This is a genomic window from Endozoicomonas gorgoniicola, from assembly GCF_025562715.2.
GTDB lineage: Bacteria > Pseudomonadota > Gammaproteobacteria > Pseudomonadales > Endozoicomonadaceae > Endozoicomonas_A > Endozoicomonas_A gorgoniicola.
Map to the genome: position 1 here is coordinate 4,088,533 of NZ_JAPFCC010000001.1, position 18,087 is coordinate 4,106,619.

Sequence of the window (18,087 nt, forward strand, 5' to 3'; positions counted from 1 at the left end):
AATAATTGTTCCGCCAGTGCATAAACTTAACGACCGACAAGCTAAAGCCGTCAAATACATTGATACACCCTTACTGGTTCTGGCAGGCGCAGGCAGTGGTAAAACCAGTGTTATTACCACCAAAATTGCCTATCTGATCGAAACCTGTGGCATCAATGCCCGTAATATTATTGCCGTCACCTTTACCAACAAGGCGGCACGGGAGATGAAAGAGCGTGTCGGAAAACTGGTTCAGGGACGCAAATCACATGGCCTGACCGTTTCAACCTTCCACAACCTGGGACTGAACCTGATTCGTCGTGAATACAGGGCGCTGGGTTACAAGCCCGGCTTTTCCATTTTTGATGCGCAGGATGCCCACGCACTGATTGGCGAACTGATGCAGCGGGAAATGGGTGCCGATGAAGACAGTGTCGACAGTGTGCAGCACACGATTTCCAACTGGAAAAACGACCTGGTGCTGCCAGCAGAAGCGATGCAAACCGCGCGACAGCCGCATGAACAACTGGCAGCGCGGGTTTATGAGCACTACAACCGAACCCTTAAAGCCTACAACGCCGTTGATTTTGATGACCTGATTCTGCAACCCGTTATGCTGTTCCGGCACCATCCGGAGATTCTTGAACGCTGGCAGAACAAAGTACATTACGTTCTGGTAGACGAATACCAGGATACCAACGGAGCCCAGTATGAACTGATCAGCGCTCTGGTCGGTACTCGTGGCAAGCTCACGGTAGTAGGCGACGATGACCAGTCAATCTACGCCTGGCGTGGCGCCCGCCCGGAAAATCTGGCGCTGTTGAAAGATGACTACCCAAGCCTGAGGGTCATCAAGCTGGAACAGAATTACCGGTCCACCAGTCGTATTCTTAAAGCCGCCAATACCCTGATCGCCAACAACCCCCATGTGTTTGAAAAAACCCTGTGGAGTGAACTCGGTATGGGCGACATTATTCGGGTGATCCGCTGCAAAAGTGACGACGCCGAGTGCGAACGCATTGCTACAGAAATCCTTACCCAGAAGCTCAGACACGATACCAACTACCGTGACTATGCGGTGCTGTACCGGGGTAACTTTCAGTCCCGCCTGCTGGAAATGAAACTGCAACAGCATCAGATCCCTTACCATATTAATGGCGGCACGTCGTTTTTCTCCCGGGCTGAGGTCAAAGATATCATGGCTTACCTGCGCCTTCTGGTGAATCAGGACGATGACAACGCTTTCCTGCGCGTCGTCAATGTTCCCCGTCGTGAGATTGGCCCATCTACGCTGGAAAAACTGGGTAATTATGCCAGTGAACACCAGTTAAGCCTGTACGCAGCCTGTCAGGAAATGGGTTTACAGGAAGCGATTTCCCCAAAGTATGTGAAAAAACTCAGGGATTTCACTGAGTGGATGGATACTATTTCCAGACTGTCACAGACAGAGGAAGATCCACTCAAAGCCGTTCGGGAAATGATCGACGACTGTGGCTATGAAAACTGGCTGATGCAGACAACAGCTACCCCGGCCGGTGCAGAGAAGCGCATGGCCAATGTCTGGTTCCTGATCGACTCTTTGCAGCAGTCTCTTGAACGGGGCGATGAAGACGCTACCCTGGAAGACGCAATCAGTCGCCTGATTCTTCGGGATATGATGGAGCGTCAGGAAGAAGAAGACGACGCAGACCGAGTACAACTGCTTACCCTGCACGCCTCCAAAGGCCTTGAATACCCACATGTCTTTATGATGGGCATGGAAGAAGACCTGCTGCCACACCGAACCAGTATTGAAGAGGACAACATAGAGGAAGAACGTCGTCTGACTTACGTCGGCATTACCCGCGCCAGAAAATCTCTGACCATGACCCTGGCAGGGCAACGCAAACAGTTCGGCGAGGTCATTGATACAACACCCAGCCGCTTCCTTGATGAACTACCCCAGGAAGACCTGACCTATTCAGGATTTGGTGAAAAAGCCACTGAGGAACAGAAAAAACTGACCGGTAACAATGCCCTTGCGGCGCTTCGTCAAAGTCTTAGCAGCTGATAAGAACGACCCTCGCAGACTCAATGCAGCCTGCGAGAAAAACTGAAAAAACAGAGACTTTTTTGAATATCTATCCATTTTTTTCCAGGATTAAGCACAAATATTGACTGAACTCATAATTAAGTTAATTAATTATGCGCGACAAAGACTGTTTACTTGCAGAGGTTAATGTTTTGTGACAGATTTCACTGGAAACTTAATACAAAGCAACAAAAACTAACGGAGAGAATCCTATTTTTTCTACCGCTGATCGTTGCTGACTATCGGGCTAAATTCACTATCCACAGGGGAGTTGCCTGACAAAAACCGGAGAGAGTAATAATAATGGTAAGAAAAACCCGCGACCCTATCTCTGTATTGCTGACAGTGTTTGTTCTGGCTGTAGCGACTACCGCCGCAACCGCCTCACTGATTTAGGCATTGATATGCAAGGCTGCCAGGGAACGGCAAGCTTAATGTTTATGTGCAGGGGGTGATGGCAGAATGGGTATTATTAGTTGCAAAAAAAAAGCGCAAAATGTTAGTGCCATTGGCTCCAAATGAGATCGCCCCGGGCTGCTGGCACTATGACTTTTACGCAACGTCCGGGCGCTCTTTGCGTCCCGTTTAGTACATCTCTATTGGGTTCATGCACTTCCGGATCATTGTCTTTGTCTACTCCAATAGCTCTAGAGGAATCCTCCCTGAAAAGTTCTCACTTAGAAACTATCTAAAAACTTTTTCTCGTACATAGTCTTTTCAGATGGTCTATAAGTGATAGGGCTTTGGAGCTTATTCCCCAAAGCCTTGCTGCGAAATAAATAGAAACAACAGTGGTGGAGAGATGAGAGAGCCTGATACCTTTAAACGTTTATTTGTGCGCTCGCTGTTAATAACCTTTCTGGTGTGTCGGGCTGGAGTAGCAATAGCTGGCAAGGGCGACGAAGCGGCTATACCTGAACAGTTACAAGAAATTCTCGAATCACTGGATTACAAAGTGGTTAAGTGCAAACCGCTGGAAGATGGCAGGTTCTGCCATTCCTCCTCGATTGTACGCTCAATGCAAATCTATGACAGGGAGCATGACAGCATAGAGATTCATGGTGCACGCTTGATGACGTTACTCATGCTTCGACTTCCTGAACAACCGCCTGTTATTTCCCGGTTTCAAGACATTGACCCACAGTCGTGGGATAGCCCTCATGCTCAGGCAGCAGCGGTGAGTGACATGCTGGTGAAACAGCTTATGATGAAGTTTGCACTTCAGAGAGAGCAACTGATAGCAAGTTTGGAGCGTATTTCGAATCATGGATATCACAGCATCCTTCTAACGGCGATAAATACCTTAGAACCCATTAGACAAAATGCAGAACAAGTCGCCCGCCTCCCTATTGAGCTGATCAATGATCTCAGGCTGGATATGGATCAATTTGAAAGCCTTGAAGTTGCCATTCTTCTGTCAATGGCATCAGCTGAATCTACTTTGGTGCTTGATGGCAGTGACCCTTCCGGGGTCAGGTTAGTATCCATGGGCTACGTGAACCCCGTGAACTCTCTGGACGCAGGAATTGTCAACATCCCAGAGTTCGAAATAACTATTCGGTATTACAGAGAACTCTCTCAGCAATCGGTGGAAGATATGCTGAATGCTGCATCATTCCGATTTGTTGTATCTCCCGAATACGGGTTATTGCCCTTGCAACCGCTGAACGTGTCTGTTCAGGAAGAGCCTGCACTGGTTGCAGGAACACCAATAAGCCCTGCTAGTTGCAGCAGCAATGAATGCCCTGCTACTTGCTACGATACGCGAGCTGGCGATTTCAGAAGTATGGGGTTATCTGATGAAAAGCCTGTGAAAAGCCGGGTTACCCCAAAGCTGAAAGAAGGTCTTCCAGAAGAATCCGTTAAAGATAAATGGGAGCGTTATAGCAATAATCGATTCCGGCACTTCACCTCCCTCTATAAGGTAACCGCTACTCTCCTGGTCTCATCCTTTGGCTACTTACTTCATCAGAATGAAAGAATCAGAGCTTATTTGTATCAATCAGTTTGTGGCGGCGTTGATGATATCGGACAGTGTGGGCTGTACTATGTGCATCTTGCTGAGAATGCGGGCAAAGACTTCAGAACAGCAGTTTATAGTCGCACTTGCGGGAATCTGAACTGGCCTGAATGCCAGCAGTACTACATGGATAATTATATTCCGGGTGGGCGATAAGCAAGAGAGACTGCCACAAGTATTAGACGTCGATGTTCGCCCAGCTGAAGATACGACAGAAAACGTAAAGCATTCAAAGGCAATGGCACTGACTTAAGGCTCCAGCCCTTGACATAAAAAGTTGACAATTTCCAGTCACAATACGAGGGTGGCAGGGGGCTGCTGTGACTTTAAACCCGAGTTACTTTTGTATAGAACCTCATTCCAGGGTGCAAAGTAAAGACAGGCCAGGTCAATTTGCCTTTAAATAAGGGCTTAAAGAATTCATATGAAGTCGCTGGTGAACTAAATTTTGGCTTCAGTGCGTAGGCTTCTGGCAAGTAAGGGCCTATCAGTGATGGAGACGAAAGTACTGTTATTTGTTTATCCAGTAAACCCGGGTAAACCCGCTCCTCGTCATAGCCGCCTATCAATGTCTCTCTAACACAGAAAGAACTATACGATCCCATTATTACAAGGCTGGTTATGTTATTGAGTACCAGATGCTTCATCAGAGGAGGCTTGGTGCTGGAAGAAAGTACACCATCATCCTCTTTTGTACATGAAAAATCTGGTTCTCCAATAATGTTATAGATATGTTTGGCTCTGCGCTCTATGCATTCATGTACAACAATGATTTGGCAACCTAAACCCTTACAAAAACGTAGCACACACTGCTGACTTTTTTGTCTGGCTACACAATTACTGAATGTTTCAGATATACACGGGCAATCCTTTTCGTCTATTACAATCACAGCAGTTTTTGCCTGACTTTCAGGGTCATGAAACTGGACGATGCCGTCAAATAAACTGCCATTAATTACTGACACTTTAGAATCTCCGGGTTGTCCCCCGTTTTTAATCAGAAAATTTCTTCAACACATTATAGGCTTTGCCCTCAGTGACTATGCCTGACATTGGCACATCCCATTCCGCCACCGGAATCGATTCTACTTTCTGACATTCATGAGCCAGCCCGACTAAAACCGGCTTATCGGATGTTTTGACAAAGGCAAAGGCCCGATCATAAAAACCACCACCCATCCCCAGACGTCCACCCGACTCATCAAAACCGGTTAGAGGCATCAATACCAGATCCAGTTCAGTGGCCGGAATACACAACGACAAATCCAGTACGGGTTCCGGAATATTAAAGCGATTAGGCAACAGAACCGTCTCCGGGGTATATCGCTGAAAATACATTTGGGTCTTATCATTATTATCCAGTACTGGCAGATAACAGCTTTTGCCTTCATGCCAGGCATATTGCACAATGCATTCGGGACTGATTTCACCGTCATTGGCAAGGTACACAGCAAGCTTCCGGCTTTTGCTGAATTCAGGTAACTGTTTTAGCTGTTTCAGCACGCCAGCCGCTGCCTGCTCTTGCTGAAGCCCTGATAACGCCCGACGACGATCTCTTAACGCTGACCTCAGTGCCTTACGATCCATGATTAACCCCTTCCTCAAATTAACGACCTCTCAAATTAACGACAATGTTTTCTGACAATTTCTGCCAGCGCCTGAGTGGCAGGACCGGTGTTGTCATCATCAGGAAAGACCATATACAGAGGCACTACCCTTATTCCCTTTGAATCCATGGGTAATACGTTAATGGTTCCGGCTTCCAGCTGCGCTTCAATATAGTGTTCAGGCAGCCAGGCAAACCCCAGCCCCTGCTCCAGCAACCGGACCACTGTCGTCATATTACTCACGGTCCAGCGTTCTTCAGTACCCAGCCAGCCAGCACTGCTACTGCGTTTAATTCCGGAATCGCGAACAACAATCTGTCGCTGTTGTTTTAATTCCTTTTCAGTAATGGTTTTGCCGGATTGAAACAGGGGGTGATCAAAACGGGCAACGGGCAAAAATCTTATAGAAAGCAGTTTCTCGCCCAGAAACCCGGAAGGCAGCACACCGGTAATCACCAGGTCAGCCTGACCAGAAACCAACCGTTCAGTGGTTCCTGATAACACCGATTCCACCAGCTCCAGGCGGGTACTGCGTGATACCTGCGAAAAATCTTCCAGAATATCCATCAGAATCGTATCGGGAAATAACACCTCAACCGCCAGCGTCAGCTCGCCTTCCCACCCCATCGACAGACTGCCTGCAATTTTTTCCAGAGCATCGCATTCCTTCAGCAAAACCTGAGAACGACGCAGCATAACCTTGCCCGCCTCTGTCAGTTCTGCCTTGCGCCCACGCACCTCAAGAATCCGCACACCCAGCTGATCCTGCAACTTATTAACGGCATAGCTGATCGTCGACTGACTTTTATGCAGAGCGCTGGAAGCCTGGGCAAAACCTCCATATTCAACAACAGCGTGAAGCATACGCCACTGTTCCAGTGTAACTTTTGACATTGTTATTTGTTATTTCCTGAATTCGTATCATAAGTGCATAACCTCTGTAACCAGAGGATTGTTTCAGAACCTTTGAAGTGAATCAGAACTCAGGGGTATTCTGTAAAGCAACCAAACCATACAGAGGAAGCCAAGGATGGCCTATACACACCTGAGCTCTGAAGAGAGATATTATATCGAAACTGAACTCAAAAATGGGACTTCACAAAACAAAATTGCTAAAAAGCTTGGCCGTTCACAGCCTACCGTGTCGCGAGAAGTAAACCGCAATAAAGGGCAAAGAGGGTACAGGCACCAACAGGCTAATCGCACAGCTCGGCAGCGGCACAAAGATAAGCCAAAAGCTATTAAGCTGACAGACGACATTAAACAACGTATTTCAAACGATATCCGTTCAGATTGGAGTCCTGAACAAGTGGCTGGAAGGCTTGAAAAGGACGGTGTAATCAAGCTGCATCATGAGACGATTTATCAATTTGTAGCGGATGATAAACGGCGCGGAGGCTCGCTCTATAAGCACTTGAGGCACCAGAAAAAAACTTATCGAAAGCGATACGGTTCAGCTCATAACCGAACCGGTATACCAAATCGGGTTGGCATTGAAGAACGCCCCGAAGTGGTCAACAACAGAGAGCGAGTTGGTGACTGGGAAGCTGATACTGTAATAGGTAAAAATCATAAAGGAGCCATCGCTACATTAGATGAACGAAAAACCAAGCTTCGCCTTGCTGTCCCTCTACCAGGCAAGAAGGCAAAAGCGGTTAAACAGGGAATAATTGACGTACTCAAGCCTCTGAAAAGGTTTGTAAAGACAATAACATACGACAATGGAAAGGAGTTTGTTCAGCATGAATCAATTGCCAAAGCTTTAAAATGTGACAGCTACTTTGCTGCCCCCTACCATTCTTGGGAAAGAGGCCAGAATGAGAATGCTAATGGTTTGCTAAGGCAGTATTTCCCCAAGTCGATGGAGCTTAATGGCGTGACAGAAAAAGATGTCATCATTGCAGTGGATAAGCTGAACAACAGGCCAAGAAAGTGCCTGGGCTACAAGACTCCTTATGAGGCATTTAAAGAGTCAACTGGAATAGATGCAAGAAAAGTCATGGGTTATGCACTTATGACTTGAATTCAGGTTTGTTATTCAGCAGGTGACTTGTAAGACACCAGAGTATTCTGCCTGTTCCAGGCTACTGCCAGCAACCTGAATCCGGGAATCATTATTTAGCAACATTCCCCGCAACATTCAGCGCATCCCAGGTGCGGGCAAACGGCGGAGCATAACAGAGATCCAGCATACCCAGCTCTTCGGTAGTCATGCCGGAATAAATAGCTGCTGCCAATGCATCAACACGCAGTACAGCACCACGCCTGCCGACCAGTTGTCCGCCCAGAATTTTTTTACTCTCACGCTCATAGATCAGTTTGACCCGGATATCTGACTGACCCGGATAATAATTGGTATGGCTTTTGTCGTTAATAACAACGACCTTATAATCCATACCGGCAGCTTTAGCGTCTGCCTCGGAAATGCCGGTACGGCCCGCTTCAATATCCAGCACCTTAACCGCCGCAGACCCAAGGGTTCCCGGAAATGTTTTCTCCGCCCCCGTCAGGTTTTCACCCAGCATCCGCCCCAGCTTGTTCGCCGTGGTCGCCAGGGGTATAAAGACCTGTTCCTGCTTAACACGATGATACACCGTGGCACAGTCGCCCGCCGCGTATATGTCTTTGAGACTGGTACGAGCCTGCTCGTCAATCACCAGAGCGCCATTAGACAGCCTGTTAATACCCGTATCTTTGAGAAACTGTGTATTGGGCAGTACACCGGTACAAACCACCACCAGATCGGCTTTGTACTGCCCCTTATCCGTGACAAGCCCCGTTACAGTGGCATCGCCCTGCAGGGAGAGGACCGATTCTTCCAGATGCAGTTCAACACCCTGTCGTTTAATTTCATCCGCAATCAGCTCGCTGATTTCCGGGTCAAAACTGTCTTTCACGACCCGGTCTGACAGCTCAATCAGCCGGACACGCTTGCCACGTTCTTTCATGGCTTCAACGACTTCCAGACCAATATAACCAGCTCCCACGACAACAACATCCTGAACACTGTCAGCCAGTGTCGCTTCTTTCAGCCCAAAACCGTCCGCCAGAGTCTTCAGGAAAAACACATTACCAAGATCAAGGTTGGCAATGGGCGGACGAATAGCAGAAGCGCCGGTTGCGATCATCAAACGGTCATAAGATTCTGTGTAGATTTCATTACTTTCAAGATTTCGAACCCGAAGTGTTTTCGTTTCTGCATCCACCTGCTCAACCCGGTGACGAACCCTCAGGTCAATACCGGACTGAACAAACTGATCAGCACTGCGCTCTGCCATATAAGAGGCATCATCAAAATAACCACCCACAAAATAGGGCAGGCCACAAGCACCAAAGGAAACAATCTCACTCTGTTCCAGCACTACAATACTGGCTTCACGGTCAGTACGGCGGGCTTTTGCCGCAGCGCTCATGCCTGCCGCTTCTGCGCCAATAATGACGATATTCATGTCCGAATTCCTTATTGCTTATCCATGACGTTGAAGAGAGATACAAAACATCCCGGACCAGCCGGGATGTTTTGTATTAAGAATGGTAAGAAGGTAGAAGGGTCAGGATACCGCTTCCAGATCCATCTCCAGTTCCTGAGATGAGTTATACGTGTCCATATCTGTCTCACCCAATAGACGACTGGTGACAAATCCTGAAGTAATGGCACCATTAACATTCAATGCCGTCCGGCCCATATCAATCAATGGCTCAATGGAGATCAGCAAACCAGCCAGAGCCACTGGCAGATTCAGTGAAGACAGCACAATCAGCGCCGCAAAGGTTGCCCCGCCGCCTACGCCAGCCACACCAAAAGAACCCACCACAATGGTGGCAATCAGTGTAAAGATGAAAGAAATGTCCATAGGGTTGATGCCTACGGTGGGTGCAATCATGACTGCCAGCATGGCAGGGTAAATACCTGCACAGCCATTTTGACCAATCGTTGCACCAAAAGAAGCTGCAAAGTTAGCAATACCTTCTGGTATTCCCAGGCTTTGGGTTTGCGTCTGAACCGTCAGAGGAATGGTGCCGGCACTACTGCGAGAGGTAAAAGCAAAACTCAGCACAGGAATTACCTTTTTCACGAAGGTCAGCGGATTGCCGCCCATCAGGCCAATCAGAATCAGATGCACAACGAACATCAACAGCAATGCAATATAAGAAGCCAGTACAAAGTTGATCAGGTTCAGAATGTCATCAAAATGACTGGTAGCCATGACTTTTGTCATCAGAGCCAGCACACCATAAGGCGTCAGGCGAAGTACGACGGTCACCATACGCATGACCACAGAGTGTGTAACTTCCATCGCCTTGTCGAACAACTCACCCTGCTCTGGTTTTTTCTTATGAATTCCCAGCCCTGCAAGACCAATGAAAGCCGAGAAAATAACCACAGAGATAATAGAAGTAGAACGCAAACCGGCCATATCCTGGAACGGATTAGCAGGAATCGCATCAACCAACATGGATGCAATAGACAACTGCTCGGCAGTTCCCAGGCGGTCAGTCAGCATCTCGGCACGGGCCAGCTCTCTGGCTCCTGCTGTCAGCCCTTCTGCTGACAGACCAAACAGCAGTGAAACGCCTACGCCGATCAGGCCTGCGATTGCCACCGTAAACAACAGCACTCCGATACTGACACCACTGATTTTTCCCAGTGACTGACCACCTTTAAACTTAAGAATGGCTGTAATAATCGACACCATCACCAGCGGTGTCACAATCATACGCAGCAGTTGTACATAGCCGCGCCCGACAATATCAATGTATTCGATAGATGACGTTATTGTCTGCGAGCCCGGGCCATATACCCAATGCAATATCAGGCCGTACGAGGCACCGAGCCCCAGTGCAATAAATACACGACGGGTAAACTTCATATACTGGCTTTGCAAGCGGTACAGGTAATAGATCATTGCTAACATCATGCCGATGTTGAGCATTACATACAGACTCATGGAGTACTCCTGAGAATCAATAAAAATGAATGGCTTTTTAACGTTGAGCGGGCAAGCCGGTTTCAGGCGAACGTTTCAAGGGTACTCATCGTCACAGAACTGATCACAAGATAGTGAAGACTTTGTCACGTGGCGATCAGTTATACCAATCGCAGTTATTAGCTATTATCTTGCGCTGACTTTTCAGCAACAACAGGGAGTAAGCTTTACAGGAACGTGGTTGAACATGGAATGACCCGAATAAAACTGCATGACGAGCATTTTTTGATATTGACCGTTGCTTCGCAGTACGCCCGGAAAGACTATCAATGCACCGGAAATAACTGAAATAAATAATTATTATTTTTTTATAACTTATAGAAATATATAAATTGCCCTGAATTTAAGTCAGAGGGCTTTCCAGCAGCCAAAAATAAGGGAGCATCAGGCTCCCTTATTGAAATGACATTAATTCAGTTCCGATCAGAACGGAATATCATCATCAAAGTCGTCAAACCCTGCAGCCGCTGGCTGAGGCTGGGATGATGCAGGTGCAGGTGCAGGTGCAGGTGCAGGTGCAGGACGCTGTTGCGTCTGGGACTGCGGTGGTTGCGCATACGGTTGCGGTTGCTGAAGCGCACGGTTTTGCGTAGCCTGTGACTGCTGCGGGGTAGCCGGTGCCGGCTGGTAGCTTCCACCCATCGGGTTTGGTGCAGCTCCCATGCCAGCGTCCTGACGGCTGTCCAGCATTTGCATCTGGCCACCGAAATCAACCACGACTTCAGTGGTGTAACGATCCTGACCTTGCTGGTCCTGCCATTTACGGGTTTGCAATTTACCTTCGAGGTAAACCTTGGATCCCTTGCGCAGATACTGTTGACAAATCTCAGCCAGCTTGCCGAACACCACAACACGATGCCATTCGGTACGATCCTGACGCTGACCGGTATTTTTATCCGTCCAGGATTCGCTGGTCGCCACGTTAAGAGTGGCAATCGCACTGCCATTTTGGGTAAACCGGACATCCGGATCGCCGCCCAGATTACCGATCAGAATGACCTTGTTAACACCACGTGCCATCTAAATTCTCCAATATTATATATCCGGTAAATGTTGTGCTTGCTATCGAGAGCAACCTGTCAAAAGCCGCTTATGCTATCAAAAGCCGCTCATGGCTGTATCAGTAGACAACATTTACTCATGGCGGTTTCATCAATGTGTCAGCAGGTGCCGACTCCTGTCAACCGGGCAGGTCAACACTCTCCATACTGTCGCAGCGCTGACAGGTCGAGTGTCCTGCGGTTCACTTTTAAATAGGCGGTTCGTTCCCTGCCCAGAACCGTGACTTCTTCAACCCCGGGGATAACGGCAAGCGTCCGGCTCATTGAACCGGCATCCTGACCATTGGCAGGATTCAGTGCCATCACCATACTGCTGACATAGGGGGGATGTTTCATGGTAACAGACAATAGCCACCAGAGTGCAGTGGGAATTGCACAGACCATCAACACCCCGTTCAGTCCCCAGTACTCATAACCCCAACCAGATAAAACCCCGCCCAGGGCTGCCCCGGAAAACTGGCAGGTTGAGTACAGTCCCATGGTGGTACCACGGGTGCCAGCAGGGGATAACTTGCTGGCCAGTGAAGGCAGAGACGCCTCCAGAAAATTAAAACCGGCGAAGAATACCAGTAATCCAGAAATCAGCAACCAGCGATGCTCCCCCGCTTGAGCCATAAACACCATCGACACTAACAGCAGCGTAACCGCCGTTACAAAACACTGTTTCAACCGCCGTTGTTTTTCGCTGTAGATGATGAAGGGGATAATCACCAGAAAAGAGCCCAGCAACCCCACCAGATACACCCCGCCATGAGATGCACGGGGGATGTTCATGGTACTTTCGAGTTCACGGGGCAGAAACACAAATAGCCCCATAACGATGAAATGCAGGGTAAAAATGCCAACCATCAAACGCAACAATTCAACGTTATGCAGAACTTGTCGGACGCTTTTTTTTCTGACGGATGAATTCAGATCCTGCCGCCGTGTCGTCGCTGAAGGAACGACCAGCAACACAATCAAAATGCCCACACCTGCCAGCCAGGCATTACTGAGGAACAGTCCTGACAGCCCCCAGCCCGCAGCAATAGAGGGTCCGAGCATCATGGCGAGACAAAAGGACAAACCGATTCCCATACCAAAAATCGCCATGGAACGGGTACGGTATTGTTCACGAGTCAGGTCTGCCAGCAGCGCAGTCACCGCTCCGGCGATGGCGCCACAACCCTGCAGGACCCGCCCCAGGATCACCCCCTGAATCGATCCGGCATAAGCAGCCACCAGGCTCCCTGCCACAAACAGTAACAAACCGGCAATAATAATTTTTTTACGCCCCACCCGGTCTGACAGCCAGCCAAACGGTATCTGCAATAACGCCTGACTGAAGCCATAAGCCCCAATCGCCAGCCCCACCAGCAAGGGCGTTGCACCTTCGAGCTGATCGGCATACAGCGCCATCACAGGCAGAACCATAAACAGTCCGAACATGCGGAACATAAATACCAGAGACAGAGAGAGAGATGCTTTGATTTCCTGACCAGACATTACTGACTTCTTATAACTTTTTTCCAGTAACGGCAAGTTTATCAGGAAATACCGAAAACAAGTTCACAAATAGCAAAATAATCGACCCCGTACTTGTGCATTCATTCATCCTGTCGGGCAATTTTTTCCCACACTTCCCTCTGTCTCAACTATTTTTTTCACTGGTTAATATCAAAACTGAAGGGAATGAGTATTTATGACGTACCCAAAAACAGCACCTTTTTTTCAGTTCAGAAAAAGCCTGCTCATTATTCTGCTCTGTCTGGTCACAGTCACTCCAACTCAACAGGCCCATGCCAATAAAAGCCTTATTATTCCTGCAGCGCTTACCTTAGCAGTAGCGGGAATATACTTTCTGACAGAATACCACCTCGGTTATGACAATGGCTTTGAAGAGAGCATGACCCTGCTTCCGGCAATCACCTATCAGGTTGATTCCACTAACAGTCATAAAAACGGTGGCTCTGAAGTAATACTCACTCCTAAGATAATTCGCGGACAGTACATTAAACCAATACGCTCTGAGCGAACCGTTATGCAATTTGCAGGGCGTGCTGTCTGTTCACCAATTACAAACACCAAAGGCACATCAGTTGACCTGAGTGACCTCAACAGACAGTGCCGGGAATGGTTCAATGACCATACGATGAAGTTCCCTCATCAGGCGCTGGGAGTAAAAATAGACCAACTCGATACCCTTTTACTGCCTAAGCTGGTTTACAACGTCAACACAAAAAAGCTGGACCTTCTCGCCACTCCGGTTTCTTTCGTTAAACAGGATGGCAGTCCCTCCAGTGTAAATTCCGCCATAACCAGAAGTGAAACAAAGTGGCAACGATTATCGCCGTCTTTCCCGGAACTGGACAACCTGTCCTTAGAGGAGAAAAAGGAACTGCATATCTGCCATCACGCTCCGGAACTGTCGAAAATGCAACACCCTCTGGAAAGCGCCGATCACCATTACTATTACGACTTTCCCGTTCCTGGCATTTCACACCTTCATAAAACCAGCCATGAATTCTTCATTGCTACCCAGTATTCCAAACTATTAGGAAACTGGGGGTATTACTGGGTCATTGATGCCCCCTGGCCAAACGGTTATCGAAATCTGACATTCGCTAAAACCAAATACATCGATCCGTCGCAGCCTCTATAAATGCAGCCTCTATAAATATCGGCGGCAGACCATGCTCGATAAAATTCAATACAGCTCCACACAATGTTTGTTTTATACTCCTCCGTTGGTTTAATGCCCACGCAGAGGAGCAGGCAGTGGACAAAATTACGGTACAGGGCGCAAGAACGCATAACCTGAAGAACATCGATCTGGAAATGCCAAGAGACAGCCTGATCGTGATAACGGGTCTGTCTGGCTCAGGTAAGTCTTCACTGGCGTTCGATACCCTGTACGCTGAAGGCCAGCGCCGCTACGTTGAATCCTTGTCAGCCTATGCCCGCCAGTTTCTGTCGATGATGGAAAAGCCGGATGTCGACCATATAGAAGGTCTTTCACCGGCAATTTCTATCGAACAAAAGTCCACCAGTCACAACCCTCGCTCGACAGTGGGTACCATTACTGAAATATACGACTACCTGCGTCTGCTCTTTGCCCGTACCGGCATTCCGCGCTGCCCAAAACACCACCAACCACTGGAAGCCCAGACAGTCAGCCAGATGGTCGACCAGGTTCTTGCTATCCCGGAAGGCACCAAACTGATGCTTCTGGCTCCGGTGGTCAGGGATCGAAAAGGTGAACACCTGCATGTATTCAATGAACTGAAAACCCAGGGTTTTATCCGCGCCCGTATCAACGGCATTGTCACCGACCTCGACAACCCTCCGGCTCTGGACAAGAAAAAGAAGCACACTATTGAAGTGGTGGTTGACCGTTTCAAGGTGCGCGACGATCTGCAACTGCGTCTGGCTGAGTCCATTGAAACCGCGCTGGAACTGACCGACGGACTGGTGTCGGTGAGCTATATGGACGGTGAGCAGGACGACGTCGTTTATTCCGCACGCTTTGCCTGTCCGGAATGTGGTTACAGCATCAATGAGCTGGAACCCCGAATGTTCTCCTTTAACAACCCGGCAGGAGCCTGCCCTGGCTGTGACGGTCTGGGCATTAAACAGTTCTTCGACCAGGACCGTATTGTTCAGCACCCCGAGTTAACGCTGGCAGAAGGTGCAATCCGGGGCTGGGACAGACGCAGTGTTTATTACTTCCACATGCTGAAATCTCTGGCAAAACATTACGGATTTAATATTGATACGGCATTTGATGACCTGACTGCCAAACAGCAGGAAACCATCCTGTACGGCTCCGGTGATGAACAGATTGATTTCAGTTATGTTAATGACCGTGGCGATATCTATAAAAAGCGTCATCGCTTTGAAGGCATCATCCCGAATTTTGAACGACGCTTCCGCGATACTGAGTCTCAGGCTGTGCGGGATGAGCTGTCGAAATACCTGAGTACCCAGAACTGTCCGGGCTGTAAAGGTTCGCGTCTGCGTCTGGAATCCCGCAATGTCTTTGTGCAGGAAGAAACCCTGCCAGAGCTGGTGAAGCTACCTGTTGAGCGAGCCCTGACGTATTTCAACGAACTGAAACTGCCGGGCAACCGGGGAGAAATTGCTGAAAAAATCCTGAAGGAAATTTGTGAACGTTTAAACTTTCTGGTCAACGTTGGCCTGAATTACCTGACCCTGGATCGCAGCGCCGATACCCTGTCGGGTGGTGAAGCCCAGCGTATCCGCCTTGCCAGCCAGATTGGTGCCGGACTGGTGGGTGTTATGTATATTCTTGACGAACCCAGTATCGGACTGCATCAGCGGGATAATGAGCGCTTACTGAACACCCTGACCCGACTGCGCAACCTTGGCAATACAGTCATTGTCGTAGAGCATGATGAAGATGCTATTCGTATGGCAGACCATGTGATTGATATTGGTCCGGGGGCGGGCATTCACGGGGGAGAAATTATCGCCCAGGGTTCTCCCCAACAGGTCATGGATAATGAACAGTCCCTGACTGGTCAGTACCTGTCAGGTACTAAAGCCATAGCAATTCCGGAAAACCGCACACCAAGGGACAAGAAAAAAACGCTAAAGCTCTCCGGCTGCTCCGGCAACAACCTCAAAAACGTCACGCTGGAAATTCCTGTCGGATTGATGACCTGTGTCACTGGCGTTTCCGGCTCCGGTAAGTCAACCCTGATCAACAGTACTCTTTACCCGATTTGTGCAACTGAGCTGAACAAGGCGACAACCCTCACCCCGGCGTCGTACAAAAAAATCACCGGCATGAGTCATTTCGACAAATGCATTGATATTGACCAGAGCCCGATTGGCCGTACACCACGCTCCAATCCCGCCACCTACACTGGCATATTCACCGCGATTCGTGAACTGTTTGCCGGTACCCAGGAAGCCCGCTCCCGGGGGTATAAACCTGGTCGTTTCAGCTTCAACGTCAAAGGCGGACGCTGCGAAGCCTGTCAGGGTGATGGTGTAATCAAGGTAGAAATGCATTTTCTGCCGGATATCTACGTTCCCTGTGACGTCTGCAAGGGAAAGCGTTACAACCGTGAAACCCTTGATGTTAAATACAAGGGTAAGAGCATTGATGAAGTGCTGAACATGACCGTGGAAGAAGCACTGGAATTTTTCGAAGCCATTCCCGCTATTAACCGCAAACTGCAGACACTGATGGACGTTGGCCTGTCGTATATTCATCTGGGGCAGAATGCGACAACCCTGTCTGGCGGTGAAGCCCAGCGGGTCAAACTGGCCAAAGAGCTGTCCAAGCGTGATACCGGCAAGACCATGTATATTCTGGACGAACCAACGACCGGCCTGCACTTCCACGATATACAACAGCTGCTTAATGTTCTGCACCGTTTACGGGATCATGGTAATACTGTCGTTGTGATAGAACACAATCTGGATGTGATTAAAACCGCAGACTGGATTGTGGATCTTGGGCCGGAAGGTGGTGATGGCGGTGGTGAAATCATTGCCACGGGTACGCCTGAAGCTGTTGCTGAGATGGATAGTTCCCACACAGGGCGTTTCCTGAAGCCCATGCTACCCCTGATGCAATAACGATTGATACCTCTTAACCGAAACAGCAATTACTGTTGTTTCGGTCATTTCTCTTTCTAAAGGACTCATCATAGATCATCAGTGTTGCAGATGCCCCGAATGATAGATGTCTATCGAAAATAAAGATGTAAGCATAATAAATTATGGTTCTAAAGATTTTAGGTTATCAGCTAGTTGTTGACAGGATTACTTTTTTATAGCAGGCTGTACACAATTTCGATGTTTGGGGAATATATCTGTGCGTACTACTACTTACGCGTCAATCATATCTGTATTGATTATGCACTACCGAATGGAGCTTGGTTTCAGCAAAATCAAGTTTTCAGATTGGTTAGGGCTATCGCCATCAACCTGGGGAAAAATTGAAAATGGGGAAATACAATTTTCTATAAACACTCTTTATCGCTTTAAAGAAAGAAGTGGTTTTAATACCTGGTGTATTATAGCGGTAGGTGATTACTATGAGTCAATTCTTAAAGAAAATCAGTGGGAGATCGTAAACCAGCTAGAAGGTGATGATTTATTATTAATTAAAGCTAAAGAGTATTACAAAGAATTTGATGTCTATGGTAATAAATTAAATAGTTTAAGTGCAGAAAATAGTAGTGAGTATATTCCTATTTTATTTACTGGAATGATGAATAAAAAAGTAGCTCCTATCTTTCAAAAAATATGCGAATAAAAAGTTAAATCTATATATTCGGTCATATGAAATTAAATATTCCTACTTTATTAGACTATCTCTATGAAAGACTCAACAGTAGAGGCGTAG

General features: G+C 48.0%; 13 protein-coding genes. 6 read left to right on the top strand and 7 right to left on the bottom strand.

Annotated features, from left to right (window positions below):
• Positions 1-16: 16 nt before the first annotated feature.
• The gene (gene rep / locus NX722_RS18565; protein WP_262564335.1) at positions 17-2,029 is read left to right on the top strand and encodes a DNA helicase Rep; all 2,013 of its coding nucleotides are present in this window, start codon (positions 17-19) and stop codon (positions 2,027-2,029) included.
• Positions 2,030-2,852: 823 nt separating this feature from the next.
• Positions 2,853-4,226, top strand: coding sequence for a hypothetical protein (locus tag NX722_RS18570; protein ID WP_262564336.1), 1,374 nt, complete (start codon positions 2,853-2,855; stop codon positions 4,224-4,226).
• Positions 4,227-4,396: 170 nt separating this feature from the next.
• On the opposite strand, the gene NX722_RS18575 is transcribed toward NX722_RS18570, so the two are convergent.
• The 3 genes from NX722_RS18575 to NX722_RS18585 are packed head-to-tail and all read right to left on the bottom strand — an operon-like array spanning position 4,397 to position 6,571.
• Positions 4,397-5,035 carry a hypothetical protein gene (locus NX722_RS18575; RefSeq protein ID WP_262564338.1) on the bottom strand — a complete coding sequence of 213 codons (639 nt, stop codon included), beginning with the start codon at positions 5,033-5,035 and terminating at the stop codon, positions 4,397-4,399.
• 28 nt (positions 5,036-5,063) lie between these two features.
• Positions 5,064-5,657, bottom strand: coding sequence for a 5-formyltetrahydrofolate cyclo-ligase (locus NX722_RS18580; protein ID WP_262564339.1), 594 nt, complete (start codon positions 5,655-5,657; stop codon positions 5,064-5,066).
• 35 nt (positions 5,658-5,692) lie between these two features.
• Entirely contained in the window at positions 5,693-6,571 is an 879-nt protein-coding gene (locus tag NX722_RS18585) for a LysR family transcriptional regulator (RefSeq protein ID WP_262564340.1), read from the bottom strand.
• Positions 6,572-6,707: 136 nt separating this feature from the next.
• Between NX722_RS18585 and NX722_RS18590 the strand changes: the two genes are divergently transcribed.
• Positions 6,708-7,700 (top strand): IS30 family transposase, encoded by a 993-nt coding sequence (locus tag NX722_RS18590; protein ID WP_262563592.1) that lies wholly within the window; start codon positions 6,708-6,710, stop codon positions 7,698-7,700.
• 91 nt (positions 7,701-7,791) lie between these two features.
• Here NX722_RS18590 and NX722_RS18595 read toward each other — a convergent pair whose 3' ends face one another.
• The 4 genes from NX722_RS18595 to NX722_RS18610 all read right to left on the bottom strand — a co-directional run bounded on the left by NX722_RS18595 (position 7,792) and on the right by NX722_RS18610 (position 13,211).
• Positions 7,792-9,126, bottom strand: a complete 1,335-nt coding sequence (locus NX722_RS18595) for a CoA-disulfide reductase (protein ID WP_262564341.1) — start codon at positions 9,124-9,126, stop codon at positions 7,792-7,794.
• 102 nt (positions 9,127-9,228) lie between these two features.
• Positions 9,229-10,626, bottom strand: a complete 1,398-nt coding sequence (locus NX722_RS18600) for an L-cystine transporter (protein WP_262564342.1) — start codon at positions 10,624-10,626, stop codon at positions 9,229-9,231.
• Between the two features lie 462 nt (positions 10,627-11,088).
• Positions 11,089-11,685, bottom strand: a complete 597-nt coding sequence (ssb, locus tag NX722_RS18605) for a single-stranded DNA-binding protein (protein ID WP_262564343.1) — start codon at positions 11,683-11,685, stop codon at positions 11,089-11,091.
• 173 nt (positions 11,686-11,858) lie between these two features.
• On the bottom strand, positions 11,859-13,211 hold the full coding sequence (locus tag NX722_RS18610) for an MFS transporter (protein WP_262564345.1): 1,353 nt from the start codon (positions 13,209-13,211) through the stop codon (positions 11,859-11,861).
• 196 nt (positions 13,212-13,407) lie between these two features.
• On the opposite strand from NX722_RS18610, the gene NX722_RS18615 reads away from it, so the two are divergent.
• The 3 genes from NX722_RS18615 to NX722_RS18625 all read left to right on the top strand — a co-directional run bounded on the left by NX722_RS18615 (position 13,408) and on the right by NX722_RS18625 (position 17,997).
• Entirely contained in the window at positions 13,408-14,367 is a 960-nt protein-coding gene (locus tag NX722_RS18615; protein ID WP_262564346.1) for a hypothetical protein, read from the top strand.
• A gap of 116 nt (positions 14,368-14,483) precedes the next feature.
• A complete protein-coding gene (gene uvrA / locus NX722_RS18620) occupies positions 14,484-17,315 on the top strand; it encodes an excinuclease ABC subunit UvrA (RefSeq protein WP_262564347.1) in 2,832 nt (943 codons plus the stop codon).
• A 292-nt stretch (positions 17,316-17,607) separates the two neighbouring features.
• Positions 17,608-17,997, top strand: a complete 390-nt coding sequence (locus tag NX722_RS18625; protein WP_262564348.1) for a helix-turn-helix domain-containing protein — start codon at positions 17,608-17,610, stop codon at positions 17,995-17,997.
• The last annotated feature ends 90 nt before the right edge of the window (positions 17,998-18,087 follow it).

Excerpts from the sequence above, each read along its gene's own strand:
- NX722_RS18570 (WP_262564336.1), top strand. The coding sequence starts at position 2,853 with ATGAGAGAGCCTGATACCTTTAAACGTTTATTTGTGCGCTCGCTGTTA.
- NX722_RS18580 (WP_262564339.1), bottom strand. The coding sequence starts at position 5,657 with ATGGATCGTAAGGCACTGAGGTCAGCGTTAAGAGATCGTCGTCGGGCG.
- NX722_RS18585 (WP_262564340.1), bottom strand. The coding sequence starts at position 6,571 with ATGTCAAAAGTTACACTGGAACAGTGGCGTATGCTTCACGCTGTTGTT.
- NX722_RS18590 (WP_262563592.1), top strand. The coding sequence starts at position 6,708 with ATGGCCTATACACACCTGAGCTCTGAAGAGAGATATTATATCGAAACT.
- NX722_RS18595 (WP_262564341.1), bottom strand. The coding sequence starts at position 9,126 with ATGAATATCGTCATTATTGGCGCAGAAGCGGCAGGCATGAGCGCTGCG.
- NX722_RS18600 (WP_262564342.1), bottom strand. The coding sequence starts at position 10,626 with ATGAGTCTGTATGTAATGCTCAACATCGGCATGATGTTAGCAATGATC.
- ssb (WP_262564343.1), bottom strand. The coding sequence starts at position 11,685 with ATGGCACGTGGTGTTAACAAGGTCATTCTGATCGGTAATCTGGGCGGC.
- NX722_RS18610 (WP_262564345.1), bottom strand. The coding sequence starts at position 13,211 with ATGTCTGGTCAGGAAATCAAAGCATCTCTCTCTCTGTCTCTGGTATTT.
- NX722_RS18615 (WP_262564346.1), top strand. The coding sequence starts at position 13,408 with ATGACGTACCCAAAAACAGCACCTTTTTTTCAGTTCAGAAAAAGCCTG.
- NX722_RS18625 (WP_262564348.1), top strand. The coding sequence starts at position 17,608 with ATGGAGCTTGGTTTCAGCAAAATCAAGTTTTCAGATTGGTTAGGGCTA.